13 protein-coding genes are annotated in these 13,147 nt (G+C 53.5%); 12 read left to right on the top strand and 1 reads right to left on the bottom strand.

The window, feature by feature from the left end:
• The first annotated feature begins 11 nt into the window (after positions 1-11).
• From VMF88_03415 to VMF88_03365, 11 genes are all read left to right on the top strand, one after another.
• Positions 12-1,019 (top strand): hypothetical protein, encoded by a 1,008-nt coding sequence (locus tag VMF88_03415; protein ID HTY10101.1) that lies wholly within the window; start codon positions 12-14, stop codon positions 1,017-1,019.
• 131 nt (positions 1,020-1,150) lie between these two features.
• A complete protein-coding gene (gene amrA / locus VMF88_03410; protein ID HTY10100.1) occupies positions 1,151-1,717 on the top strand; it encodes an AmmeMemoRadiSam system protein A in 567 nt (188 codons plus the stop codon).
• Entirely contained in the window at positions 1,714-2,550 is an 837-nt protein-coding gene (gene amrB / locus VMF88_03405) for an AmmeMemoRadiSam system protein B (protein HTY10099.1), read from the top strand. Before amrA ends, amrB begins: the two co-directional genes overlap by 4 nt.
• Positions 2,535-3,389 carry a DUF2520 domain-containing protein gene (locus VMF88_03400; GenBank protein ID HTY10098.1) on the top strand — a complete coding sequence of 285 codons (855 nt, stop codon included), beginning with the start codon at positions 2,535-2,537 and terminating at the stop codon, positions 3,387-3,389. Before amrB ends, VMF88_03400 begins: the two co-directional genes overlap by 16 nt.
• Positions 3,389-4,189 (top strand): histidinol-phosphatase HisJ, encoded by an 801-nt coding sequence (gene hisJ / locus VMF88_03395; GenBank protein HTY10097.1) that lies wholly within the window; start codon positions 3,389-3,391, stop codon positions 4,187-4,189. Before VMF88_03400 ends, hisJ begins: the two co-directional genes overlap by 1 nt.
• Positions 4,190-4,252: 63 nt before the next feature.
• Entirely contained in the window at positions 4,253-5,317 is a 1,065-nt protein-coding gene (locus VMF88_03390; protein ID HTY10096.1) for a glucose-1-phosphate thymidylyltransferase, read from the top strand.
• Between the two features lie 11 nt (positions 5,318-5,328).
• Positions 5,329-5,829, top strand: a complete 501-nt coding sequence (locus VMF88_03385) for a hypothetical protein (GenBank protein ID HTY10095.1) — start codon at positions 5,329-5,331, stop codon at positions 5,827-5,829.
• Entirely contained in the window at positions 5,829-7,274 is a 1,446-nt protein-coding gene (locus VMF88_03380) for a glycine--tRNA ligase (protein HTY10094.1), read from the top strand. The genes VMF88_03385 and VMF88_03380 overlap by 1 nt, the downstream gene beginning before the upstream one ends.
• Positions 7,271-8,227 (top strand): type II CAAX endopeptidase family protein, encoded by a 957-nt coding sequence (locus VMF88_03375; protein ID HTY10093.1) that lies wholly within the window; start codon positions 7,271-7,273, stop codon positions 8,225-8,227. Before VMF88_03380 ends, VMF88_03375 begins: the two co-directional genes overlap by 4 nt.
• 37 nt (positions 8,228-8,264) lie before the next feature.
• A complete protein-coding gene (locus tag VMF88_03370) occupies positions 8,265-9,455 on the top strand; it encodes a tetratricopeptide repeat protein (protein HTY10092.1) in 1,191 nt (396 codons plus the stop codon).
• Entirely contained in the window at positions 9,452-10,207 is a 756-nt protein-coding gene (locus VMF88_03365; protein ID HTY10091.1) for a ZIP family metal transporter, read from the top strand. Before VMF88_03370 ends, VMF88_03365 begins: the two co-directional genes overlap by 4 nt.
• A gap of 21 nt (positions 10,208-10,228) precedes the next feature.
• Here the strand turns inward: VMF88_03365 and porQ are convergent, their stop codons facing one another.
• On the bottom strand, positions 10,229-11,197 hold the full coding sequence (porQ, locus tag VMF88_03360) for a type IX secretion system protein PorQ (protein HTY10090.1): 969 nt from the start codon (positions 11,195-11,197) through the stop codon (positions 10,229-10,231).
• 268 nt (positions 11,198-11,465) lie between these two features.
• On the opposite strand from porQ, the gene VMF88_03355 reads away from it, so the two are divergent.
• Positions 11,466-13,145 (top strand): Ig-like domain-containing protein, encoded by a 1,680-nt coding sequence (locus VMF88_03355; protein ID HTY10089.1) that lies wholly within the window; start codon positions 11,466-11,468, stop codon positions 13,143-13,145.
• Positions 13,146-13,147: the final 2 nt, after the last annotated feature.

The following is a 13,147-nucleotide window of genomic DNA, read 5'->3' as shown; positions in this document are numbered from 1 at the left end:
CGATTCTGTTGATGAATCTGCTTGCTGCTGTGCTTGTCGCCCTTGCATTCGTCCTGTCGTCGTGCAGTAAACCGCAGCCTCCGGTGGTCAAGGAATGGGATTTGTACCAGGACCCATTTTACGGGTTCGAATTGCAATACCCGAAAGGATGGTTAGTGAATGCGGAAACGAATCAGATCAAGATCTATTCGTCGCAGGAAGCCGCGACCTGGTTCTTCGACCCGTCGAGCGGCGGGAAGAACGGTGTCGAGATCCTTTTCGGCTTTGAGAACTTTGCTACCGCGGGCGTAACGACGCTCGACGCCTACATCGCCCAAACGAAGGAGAAGCTGTCGGGCATCGGAGTGATCAGCGGCGGCCAGCCATCAACCCTCGGAAAAGATTCAGCCCAGGAAATTTCCTATACGTCGAAGATCAGCAAAAGCGTGACGATCTTCGGCCGGAGAATTATCACGATGCGCGACAGCGTTTTCTACTACGTGAACCTCGCCGGCTTCAACGATGACTATACATTGTACGCGGGCGTCTTCGACACCGTGTTGAGCTCTGTCAAACTTCCGAAACCGAAAGTTCCGGTGGCGAAGGGGGACGAAGACAAACCGTCCACCGAGTGGACGAAATATCTCGGCGAGTTTTTCGAGCTGCAATATCCCGATAACTTTGAATATTCATTCCCGCCGAAGAAGGGTGAAATTACTTTCTCCATGAATGTTCACCACAAATTGCGCCAGGACTGCGCCATTCAGATCGACATGCTCCCCGCGAAGAAATTAACCGTGGATAAGGTGTTCGACCAGAACAAAGGCAAATTCAATCCTAAGTCGACCAAAGACACCAAGATCGACGGGCTCGACGCCAAATACCTGACGTATTCACCGGAGTCAAAAGTCGACGGCCGCGCGTACTTCACCGTGAAGAACGATAAGGTCTACCGCCTGGTCGTCACCTGGTATAAACCGATGGCCGATTTGTATCTCCCCGTGTTTGAAAAGGCTATTGCGAGCCTGAAGCTCAAGTAAGCAGACCTCATTTGCCTGCCACAAGCCCCGAATTCAACGAAGAGTTCGGGGCTTTTTTTGCCGCATCGCGTTTGTTGAAACTCACGTATTAAATCGTTATTTTCGGTTAGAAATTTTTGAGGATGCTTCTCATGCTAAGTCCGGCCGAGAAAAGAGAGTTGTTGGACATTGCATGGAAATCGGTTCGTCGGACGGTGCAGGGGAATGCCCACGGGCCGATAAAGGCACCGCGCCAGAGTATCAACACCGAAAGTATGTTGTGGCAGCCGGCCGGTGCGTTTGTTTCGCTGTACCGGCACGGCGAGCTGCGGGGGTGCCTCGGACTCATTGTTTCGGAGGCGCCCCTCGCTGAAACTGTCTCGCAGTTAGCAGGGCGGACGGCAACCGAGGATCCCCGGTTTCCTGCCGTCACACCGGGTGAATTGGACGGCCTCCGGATCGAGATTTCAATTCTCTCTCCCCTCAAAGAAATATCGGCGATCGAGGAGATTCAGGTCGGGAAGCATGGACTCTTTATCGTTGCAGGGATGTACCGCGGTCTGCTTCTTCCCCAGGTTGCGGTAAAGCATCGTTGGAACGTGACCCGGTTTCTCGAAGAGACGTGCATCAAAGCAGGCTTGCCCCCCGACCAGTGGAAACACGCCGAGACGGCTATTTATACTTTTACGGCCGAAATAATTGAACAAGAGACAAAATGAACGAGGAACCGTACGTTCGCCCTCCCGCAGTTGCCGGCATGTTCTACCCCGATCATGAAGGCGAACTCAGGCAGACCGTTGAATCGTATTTGGCCGAACCATCGCCTTCGGCCGGCAAGGGAACGCTTCTCGGCCTTATTGTCCCGCATGCGGGCTACAGCTACTCGGGGCATACTGCGGCGAAAGCGTTTGCGTTGTTGAAGAACAGGGCCGTCGGAACTGTGGTGCTCGTTGGTCCCAGCCATAGGGAATACTTCGACGGTGTATCGGTTTTTTCCGGAACGAGTTTCAAGACGCCCCTCGGGGCGGTCGCCGTCGATGCAGGTTTACGGAGTGAGCTATTAAAAAAATATCCGGCGCTGCAAAACTCTCTCGCCGGACATAGAACCGAACATTCGCTTGAAGTGCAGCTTCCGTTTTTGCAGCTCGCTGTTGAACACCCGCGAATCCTCCCGATCGTTATGGGAGACCAGCAGCGCAAATATTGTGAAGGGCTGGGAGTTGCCCTGGCCGAGGTGGCAAAAGGGCGCGATATCCTTTTTGTTGCCAGCTCCGACTTGTCCCATTACTATGCTTCGGACGATGCGCGGAAACTCGACGCAGTCGCAATAGCATCGATCCGGAAAATGGACCATGAGACGCTGATGTCGGATTTGGAATCGGAGCGGACGGAGGCGTGCGGCGGCGGACCGATCGTTGCGGTGTTATCCGCCGCAAGAAAACTGGGAGCTGATTCCTGTGAAATATTGGACGCGTGTAATTCAGGGGATGTCTCGGGCGATACCGGCCGCGTCGTAGGATATGTTTCGGCGGCTTTGTGGAAAGTCCATTAAGAGCAAAGGGCAAATCCCCGGTGACGGTCATCGGGGCAGGCGCCGTCGGAAGCGCCCTTGCGACAGCTCTGAAAGAAAAGCAATACCCGCTTCGGCTGATTCTCAGCAAGCACGGTCGTTCCGCAAAGGCCCTTGGCAGAAAGGTCCGTGCTCGTAACGCAAGAATGACCGAAGCACGCCGGTTCGACCTTTCCGGGATTGTCTTTGTCGCTGTTCCCGATGATGCAATTGAAGGCGTCGCACGCGTCCTCTCGCATCGCCAGAGAGATTTTTCGGGAACCGTCGTTTTCCATACGTCGGGAACATTAACCTCCGGCGTCCTTCTGTCGTTGAAGCGGAAAGGGGCGGCGATCGGATCTTTTCATCCGCTTCAGACGTTTCCCAAATCCGCCTCGTCATCAAAGCGCTTCCGGAATATTTGGGTCGGGCTTGAAGGGGATAAAAAGGCGGTTGAAACGGGAAAACGGATCGCAATCCGTCTTGGCGCGCGGCCGTTCGTCCTGTCCCCCGAACAAAAGACGCTCTACCACATTGCGGCGGTATTCAGTTCCAATTATTTTGTGACCCTCCTTGCTGTTGTGGAAACGTTGGGAAGGCGGATCCGTTTGCCGAGAAAGAAGATCGTTGCCATGTTCGAACCGCTTGCGCTTCAGACCCTTGCCAATGTAAAAAAGTATTCCGCGGCTTCGGCGCTCACCGGTCCGGTTGCACGGGGAGACCTGAAAACAGTGCGGCGGCACCGCGGCGAGCTGCACAAAAGGGGATTACGCCATATCGCTTTTCTTTATTCAGCTCTTGCCAAAGAAACACACAGGCTTGCATTGAAGAAGGATATCTGATGCTCGTTGACTATCATACGCATAATGCGCTCTGCAAACACGCGGACGGATCTCTCGAAGAATATATCGTCCGGGCGGTCGCGGCGAATCTTAAGGAAATCGGCTGCTCCGACCACTCTCCGATGCCGAACGACTTCGATCTTCAGCATCGAATGACGATCGACCAGTTTCATCAGACATACAAGCCTGCCGTCTTGGCGTTGAGAGAAAAATACCGCGACAAGATCCAGGTCAAATTTGCCGTCGAGGGGGATTTTTTCCCGGGGACTGAATCGTGGGTCCGCGATTTTAATTCTCAACATGAGTTTGATTATATTATCGGTTCCGTGCATTACCTTGGAGAATGGGGATTCGATAACCCCACGTTCGTTCATAAATACGAGGAACGGAATGTCGACGAAGTGTACAGCCAGTATTACGACCATATCAAAAGGTCAGCGGCCGCGAAATTGTTCGACATCATCGGGCATTGTGACCTCGTCAAGAAATTCGGCCACCGTCCCTCAAGAGACATGGAAGACGTGCTGCGCGAAGTGTTCAAGGTGGTGAAATCGGCGGATATCGCGGTTGAGATCAACACCTCCGGGCTGCGAAAACCGGTGAAAGAAGTCTACCCTAGCGAGCAAATCCTCAACATCCTTCGCGAGTACCATATCCCGCTTGCCCTGGGGTCCGATGCCCACTCACCCGCCGACGTCGGAAAGGATTTTGCCGTCGCCAAACAGCTGATCGAAAAATACGGCAACGGCAAGATCTCGGTATTTACAAGAAGACAGCGGTCCGAATTGCAGGTGAATTAGTTCTTCATCCTTGACTGTTAATTGTCATTTTTCCTTTTTCATCTTTAATTTTTCCTTATCACTATGAAGGCCCTTATCGCATCCGGCGGGCGAGGCACCAGACTTCGTCCTATTACGCACACGCAGAATAAACATCTTATTCCGATCGCTAACAAGCCGATCCTCTATTATGCGATCGAAGCGGCAGTCGATGCCGGCATCAAAGAGGTGGGCATTGTACACAACGCCGACAGCAGGGAGGTCCCTGAATACGTCGGGGACGGGAGCAAATGGGGGATATCGATCACCTACATCCCCCAGGAAAAGCCGGGAGGTCTGGCCCAGGTGGTCATGCTCGCCGAAAAATTTGTGAACGGAGAAAATTTCGTTTTTTACCTCGGCGATAACATGGTGGTCGGCGGGATCAAACGCTATATCGAAGAATTCGAGAAGACGCGCTGCCATTGCTGGCTCACCCTTGCGAAAGTGAAAGACCCGGAACGCTTCGGCGTCCCGGAAATCAAAGACCATCGGATCGTCGGCATCCAGGAAAAGCCGCGAAAGCCGAAGAGCCAGTATGCCGTCGCCGGGATCTATATTTACGACAAGCATATCTTTGAAGCATGTAAAGCGATCAAGCCGAGCAAAAGAGGGGAACTGGAAATTTCGGACGCTCATCAATATCTCATCGACAAGAAGTTCAACATCGGGTTCAGCGAGATCACGGGATGGTGGAAGGATACCGGAAAACCGCTCGATCTACTTGAAGCAAACCGGCTGGTGCTCGACAATATCGTCTCGTCGAACCGGGGGAAGGTCGACGCGACGTCATCGGTTGTAGGGAAAGTAATTATTGAAGAAGGGGCGAAAATTATTGACAGCGTCGTTCGAGGCCCGGTGATCATCGGGAAGAATTGCGTCATTGAAGAGAGCTATATCGGACCCTTCACCGCTGTGGGTAACAATACGTTCATCAAAAAAAGCGAGGTTGAATTCAGCATTATCTTGCGGGAATGCAAAATCCTGAACGTCGGCATCCGCATTGAAGGGAGTATTCTCGGCAACGATGTCGAGATCCTGGAGGCGGGGGGAAAACCGAGGGTCCACCGGTTCATGATCGGCGACCAGAGCAGAGTCGAAGTAGCTTGACGATTCCTGGCATGCAGAACAAGATCGATAGAAAAACAGTACTGCTCATCGCGCTGACGTTTGCCGCCGTTGTTCTCACCTTCATTCGCGAACGTCTGTCAACGCCGGAGCCGGCGGCGGATATCACTGCACCGGAGCAGCGTCTGCCGCTCGGTGAAATTTCGTCGATCGTTGACACCACGTTGAAAAGGATGATGCTCCCATCGGAGAAGATCAAACACGCAGCTATTTCCATCGGCGGCGTGCCGGGCGTGCGGGAAGAAGTACGGATACGCGTCGCGCCGAACTTCGAAGTGCTCCGCGCGCTTGCCGCACTGACGGACTCGCTGCGGCGATTCAACGTCACCCTGGCCTCCACGGAGAACCTTAAAGAAAAGACATCCACCATACATTGTTCATTCGATAAACACATCTTCGAAAGCATTATCATCGCACGAGAAGAGCCACAGAAAGGAGCACGGTCATCGCTAAGGAAGAATCAAAAGGGAATGCCGCGCAAACCCCGGCGGTAATGGAAAAAGTCGTCTCGCTCGCCAAGCGGCGCGGTTTCGTTTTTCAATCGAGCGAGATTTATGGCGGACTGAACGGTTGCTGGGATTACGGCCCGATGGGGGTCGAGCTGCTGAACAACCTCAAACAGGCATGGTGGCGCTCGATGACGCTGCGCGATGACGTCGAAGGAGTTGACGCATCCATCCTAATGCACCCTCGCGTGTGGGAAGCGTCCGGGCACGTGGCGAATTTCACCGACCCGATGGTCGATTGCAAGCAATGCAAAGCACGCTACAGGGTTGACGTTCTGTTCGAAGAACTTTCGCTGAAACGGAAAAAAGAGATTCTCCGTGCTCTCGACCCGGCAGCCTTCGCCGGCCAGCTCGACGATAAAAAAGTGGCGGATGAGTTTGCCGCGCGCGTTTCATCCGATGAGACCGCCGCGAGGGTCATGCAGACGCTGGTGACGTGCCCCAATTGCGGCAATAAGGGAACGTTTACCGAGGCCCGTCAGTTTAATCTCATGTTCAAGACGTTTGTCGGCCCGGTGGAAGACACGAACAACGTCGTGTACCTCCGCCCCGAAACTGCGCAAGGAATTTTTGTGAATTTTTTGAACATCCAAAGCGCGTCGCGGCAAAAGCTCCCGTTCGGCATCGCCCAGATAGGCAAGGCGTTCCGGAACGAGATCAACACGAAGAATTTTCTTTTTCGGACGCGCGAGTTCGAACAGATGGAAATGCAGTATTTCGTCAAGCCGGGAGAAGAGGACCGTTGGTTCGAGTATTGGCGCGAGCAGCGCCTGCAATGGTTTCTCAGCCTGGGCATGAAACGCGGGCAGCTGCAATGGCACAAACACGAGAAGCTCGCGCATTATGCGAAAGCCGCATACGACATCGAGTTTGAATTCCCCTTTGGATGGGGAGAGATCGAAGGGATTCACAGCCGGACGAATTTCGACCTTTCGCGGCACGAGGAATATTCGGGCAAGAGCATGAAATACTTTGACGACCAGACGAAGGAGAAATTCACGCCGTTTGTCATCGAGACCTCCGCGGGGGCGAGCCGTTCGTTCATGGCATTTCTTGTCGCTGCGTATGACGAAGAATCGGCGCCGACGGCGGAGGGGAAAGAAGAAATGCGGACGGTGCTCCATTTTCATCCGCGGCTTGCGCCTCTCAAGGCCGCGATCCTTCCCCTGGTCAACCGGGATGGCATGGATGAGATCGCGCGCAAAATGACGGTGGACCTGCAGAGATCGTTTCGCGTATTTTATGACGACAGCGGCGCGGTCGGCAGGAGGTACCGCAGGCAGGATGAGATCGGGACGCCGTTTTGCTTCACCATCGACTCGCAAACGCTTCAGGACCAGACCGTTACGGTGCGCGAACGGGATTCGATGAACCAGGAGCGGATAGCGCTCTCCTCGGCAAAAACTTTTCTTCTTGAAAAACTCGAAGCATGATGAAATCGATCTTCTACAACGAGACTGAGAGGAACATCCGTGCGGGATGGCGAATGGGGATCTTTGCCGCGGTCCTTTCCGGCGTGACAGTGCTCCTCAACTTTCCCGCGAAACTGATATTGCCGTATCTCCGTTTCATTCCGTCTTTTGCCTCGGGCGAGGTCGTTTTTTACGGGGCGCTTCTTGTTACGACATGGGGTGTCGCGAAGTACCTTGAAGGAAGGCCTCCGTTCGCGTCGGTCGGTTTTCCCGCGCACGGGAATATCCTCCGCGAGTTGGGACAGGGGGTGGTCATCGGAGGGGGGATGATGACGGTGATCTTTATAACAGAGTCGAGTCTGGGCATGGCGGCGCTTTCGTTTAAGCCGCTGACTTTGTTCCATGCCGTCCGGATCTTCGGCGAAAGTACCATGATCTTTGTCCTTGGCGCGTTCGGCGAAGAATTGCTTTTTCGCGGCTATCTGTTCCAAACGATGGTGGAAGGAACGGGGAAAACGATCGCCGTCTGCGCCTTCGCAGGTTTTTTCGGAGCCGCTCACCTGGGCAATCCCAACGTCACTTTTTTTTCGCTTGTTAATGTTGCCCTGGCAGGGGTGTGGCTCTCCTTGGCCTATTTCAAGTCGAGGACGCTTTGGTTCCCCGTCGCCCTGCATTTCTCATGGAATTTCTTTCAGAATCATATTTTTTCTTTTCCGGTCAGCGGAATTCAGTTTGAAAAATATCAACTTGGAGTCCTGAAACAAACCGGGCCCGTTTGGCTGACCGGGGGATCATTCGGTCCTGAAGGGGGAGCGCTTGCAACGGTCATGTTGGTCCTTTCGGGGATCTTCATTTATTTCTCCGGTTGGGTCAGGCTCTCCGATGGTGCATGGACGCTCGAGAAGTGGAAAGCCGAAATGAACGAGGTGTCGGCGGCCGGAGCAGGGGCAGAACCGAACACTCAACCTTTATAGCCATCCCGCCGTGACCGAGCGCCCGAATTTTCAACGTGTGGAACACAAACTTTGTTGCCTCTTTTTGCGGCAGATCGCAGCGTCGTTGTTGGTCCTCTTTTTTCTTCCACGGATCAGCTTTTCTCAATGGTTGACGGATGCAGATTTTGACTCGCATACTCGGAAAGGGATCGACCACGTCTACAACCTTGAGTTTGACCAGGCGGAAAAGGAATTCCATTACATCATTGCTACGCACCCGGAACATCCGGCTGGATATTTTTTCCTTGCGATGATCGACTGGTGGAAGATCTCGCTCGACTTCGACGACGAGTCTCTCGACGATCAATTCTTGGCGAAACTTGATGTCGTGATCGACAAATGCGACAGCATTCTGGACGTTCGCTCGGATGATATCACGGCCCTCTTCTTTAAGGGGGGAGCTCTTGGATTCCGGGGACGGCTCCGGGCCAACCGCGGAAGCTGGATCAAAGCCGCGAACGACGGCCGGCTTGCGCTACCGATCGTGAGGCGCGCGTACAGCATCGCGCCTGAGAATTACGACATTCTCCTCGGCATGGGCATCTACAACTACTATGCCGAGGCCATACCCGAACAATATCCGATCGTCAAGCCCCTCATGCTCTTCTTTCCCAGCGGCGATAAGAAAAAGGGGATCGAGCAGCTCACCGCCGCCGCCGCGAAAGCGAAGTACGCCGATGTTGAAGCTGACTATTTTCTCCTTCAGCTGAACTATACCCATGAACGGCAGTACGAGAAGGCGTTGGAAATCGCGCAGAAGCTGTTCGACCGCTATCCGAAGAACGTCGTCTTCCATCGCTATCTCGGCAGGTGCTACGTGAGTCTCGGCAGATGGGAGAATGCCCGCGCGGTGTTTCGTGAAATAGCGTCGCGGTGCGACACATCGGGAAAAGCGATGGAAGGGTATACGCCTTCTACGGAACGCGAAGCCGTCTACTACCTCGGCGTTTATGCGTTGAATGCAGGTAAATTTGATGAAGCGTTGCATGATTTCTTCCGGTGCGATGAATTGAGCAAAACCCTCGATAAGAACGGCGAATCCGGTTTCATGGTCATGGCCAATCTTCGCATCGGCTTCGTCTATGATATCGAGATGAAGCGTGATCTGGCGGTTCAACAGTATAACAAGGTCCTCTCCATGAAAAAATTCGAAAACTCCTACGACCAGGCTGAGCAGTACCTCAAAACTCGGTATCCCGCAAAATGAACATTTCGTTGACCATTCTATTGTTCGGCCTGGTGACGGTGTGCGCGGAAATTCTTGGCGGCGCCGTCGTGTTGATGCGGCGCGGCTGGCCGCAAAGGATACAAGAATATTTCCTGGCGTTGGGGGCGGGATTTATTCTTGCCCTTGTTATTTTGGACCTGATTCCCGTTAGCATCACGAGCATCGGTCAGGCAGCGCCGCTGCTCATTCTTGCGGGGTTCAGCGTCATGCATTTTGCCGAGCACACGATTGTCGGCCACCTGCATTTTGGCGAAGAAGTGCATGCCGATGTCATGCTCTCGAAGGTTGCAAGCTATTCTGCATTTTGGGGGTTGTTTACACATGCCTTCTTTGATGGAGTATCGATTTCTGCCGGGATGCAGTACAATGTTTCGCTGGGAATCATGATCTTCGTCGCGATCCTGCTTCACAAATTTCCCGAAGGGTTGACGATCGCTTCCGTCATGCTGGCAGCAGACCATCCGCGCAAAAATGCATTCTGGGCATCGGCGGGAGCCGGGGCGGGAACGATGCTTGGGATTATCGCGATGTTCTTTTTGAAGGATATCGGCAGCGGAGTCGTTGGCTATGCATTCGCCTTTTCCGCAGGAGCCGGGATGTATGTGGGTGCGAGCGACCTGATCCCTGAGATCAATCGGTCGGAGAACCGCTCCGTGCCGATCGCCGTGTTTGGGGGGATGATATTATTTTATTGCAGTTCCAGAATTGTTTCGAGCATTCTCGGGGGATGAGCACGCATCGCCCCCGGACGCTCAGAGATTCATGCCGACAGTAATGCTGTTCAAACTGCCGATCTTGCCGAGGGACGTGAACGCATAATCGAAATGAAGCTTTTCCAGCGCGATCCCGCCGCCGAATGAAAATCCCGCCAGGCCCGGCGACGCCCCGAGCGATAGATCCCTCCGCCGTTCGTTATCAAACCCGAAACGGAAGCGAAGTTCTTTGCTCAGGGTGAATTCTCCCCCGATCGAATACATGCTGAAATGGGATGCAAGATTGTTTTGCGTTTCTGTGAGCCGGTGAAAATCGAGATTCAGGAGAAGAGGAAGATGCTGCGGCTTGATCGTCCCGCCGATCGTCAGATCAAGCGGAAGATTCTCGCGCGTCGTGAGATACGGATTGAGCTGAGTCCCGACATTTTGAAGACTCGCTCCGAGCGATACCGGATTCGCCCCGGGAATATAGTAGAGAATTCCGAAATCGGCTGCGATCGCCGACGATGCCGCATCGGCAATTGAGGAATAGATAAATTTACCGGCGACGCCGTAATAAAAGTTCTCCTCGAACTCTCCGGCATATCCGACTGAGACGGCGAGATCGCCGGCGCTGAACGTTCCTATTTTGTTCGCCAATTCGTCCGTTTCGTCGAACGTTCCATAATTGACATAATTGACGCCGAAGCCGATCTTTCCGATGCCTGAAAAATCCTGCGCATATGAGGCATACCCTGAATTGATGTCAAGCAGGTTTTTGAGGTAACCGAAAGAAGCTTCTGCCTGTGTGACCGTAGCAAGTCCTGCCGGGTTGTAGAATATCGTATTGACGTCGTTCTGCATCGAAACAAAACTGCCTGCCATTCCCGCCGACCGGGCGCTGACGTCGCTGAGGAGGAATGAATATGTCGCATCCTGGGGATAGACCGATCCCTGCGCAAGCAGGAACAAGCCCAGCGCGAGGAACAGCCGCAGACTGTTTCGCTTTGAAAGCAACCGAATATTCATAGGATTCTCACGATGACGTGAACGAATTGACGGAGAGCTGAAATTACACTGCGGTAAACGAACGTTCAAACTTGATTCTTCACGTTGTTGGTGATGGCAGGGTTGTGCATGCAAAGTAAGAAAACTGCAATGTAAAGGCAAGTGTTATGCCGACCCGCTCTTTCTGCCTTTCATCTGAGGTAAAAAATTTCTATTTTTCCCCATCCAAGCGATGACGACATTCTTCTCCGCGGCTATCTGCCGTAACGTATTTGCGACCAAGAGCATCTTGGGATCTGTCCTCGTTGCAGCTCTTGTGGCGGTGGCCGGGTGCGCGGGGGAGCGTCCCCCCGGTGGAGGTCCGATCGACACAACGCCTCCTGAGATCATCGCGGTGGACCCGCCCCCGAACACCACGGAATATTCTTCCAAACATATTTCAATGGAATTCAGTAAGTATGTCGAGCGCCGCTCCGTTGAAGAGTCGATCTTCATTTCGCCGTACATCAAGGATATTGAGTTCGATTGGAGCGGAAGGGAGGTCGAGCTGGATTTCAAAGACTCGCTGAAAAAGAATACCACCTACGTCGTGACGATCGGCACCGATGTCGTCGACGTGAACAACCGGAACAGGATGGCGCATGCGTTTACATTTGCGTTCTCCACAGGCCAACAGATCGATCGGGGTGAAATTCGCGGAAGAGTCGTTGATGATAAACCGGTCGGTGTGATGATTTTCGCTTACCGGCTCGACGGCCTGAAGCCCGATACCCTCAACCCGATGACGACGAAGCCGGATTACATATCGCAAACGGGGAACAACGGTGACTATGCATTGATGCATCTTTCGTTCGGCAATTTTAGAGTCCTGGCGGTCCGGGATGAGTTCCGCAATCTGCTGTACGACCCTGAGACCGATGCGATGAGCACTGCCCCGGAAGACATTCGGTTGACCGAAGACGATTCCCTCCGTACCGAAATGAACTTCCAGCTCTCGTTGGAAGATACGACACCGCCCCGCCTCGTATCGGCGACGGCGAAGGATTCCCGCCATGTTGAGCTCGAGTTCAGCGAGAATATCGATTTGTCATCCCTGAATAGAAGTGCGTTTTCAATATCGGATACGACGCAGACGCGGAGCGTCAGCATTGTCGATTTCTTTTCCCCCGCTCAGAACCCTTCGCGTGTGATGTTGATCGTTGAGCCGAGGCGTGAAGACAGTCTCTATAGAGTCGCTGTCACTGGAGTGAAAGATCTGGCCGGCCATTTGATCAATCCGCTGGCGTCGTCCAAACAGTTTACCCCCTCGGCTGGAGCAGATACGACCCCGCCCGGACTTATCTTTGCAACGGTGATGGATTCCACAACGCGCGTTTCGGTCGGCCAGCGATTTCAGTTTGATTTTGACGACGCCCTTCAGCGGCCGTCCGCGGAGCACGCCATAACGCTGCGGAGAAAGGATTCCACCGATGTCCCCGTCTCGTTCGCATGGAATTCTCCGGCGAGCTTCACGGTGATACCGCGCGAAGCGCTGCGCGAGGACACCCCTTACTTTTTTTTGCTCCGTTTTGATTCGCTCCGCGATGGATCAGGAAATCACTGGAAAGACAGCACCCGGAAGATCACCATTCGCACGATCGACCCGGAACAGTTGAGCAGCATCGAGGGAGTTCTGCTCGACCCCGATTCTTCCCATATCGACAACTATGTTGTCGTCGCTGAGAATACCGCAAAAAAAATGAAGAAGGTGATTCGCGCGCGAGCGGAACGCGGAAAGAAATTCCTGTTTCCGCAGCTTGACCCGGGGGAGTATCGATTGAAAGCTTTTCAGGATGACGACCGCAGCGGTGTATACTTCTCGGGGAAACCGTACCCATTTATTCCCGCCGAACGATTTGCCCTCTATCCGGATTCAATAAAGGTTCGCGCACGCTGGCCTGTCGACGGTGTGAAAATAAAATTCAGATAGCG

The organism is Bacteroidota bacterium (genome assembly GCA_035506275.1).
In the GTDB taxonomy this organism is placed as follows: domain Bacteria; phylum Bacteroidota; class Ignavibacteria; order UBA10030; family UBA8401; genus JAGVPT01.
Note: the sequence above shows the minus strand (reverse complement) of the source record. Positions and strands in the feature narration are given on the sequence as shown.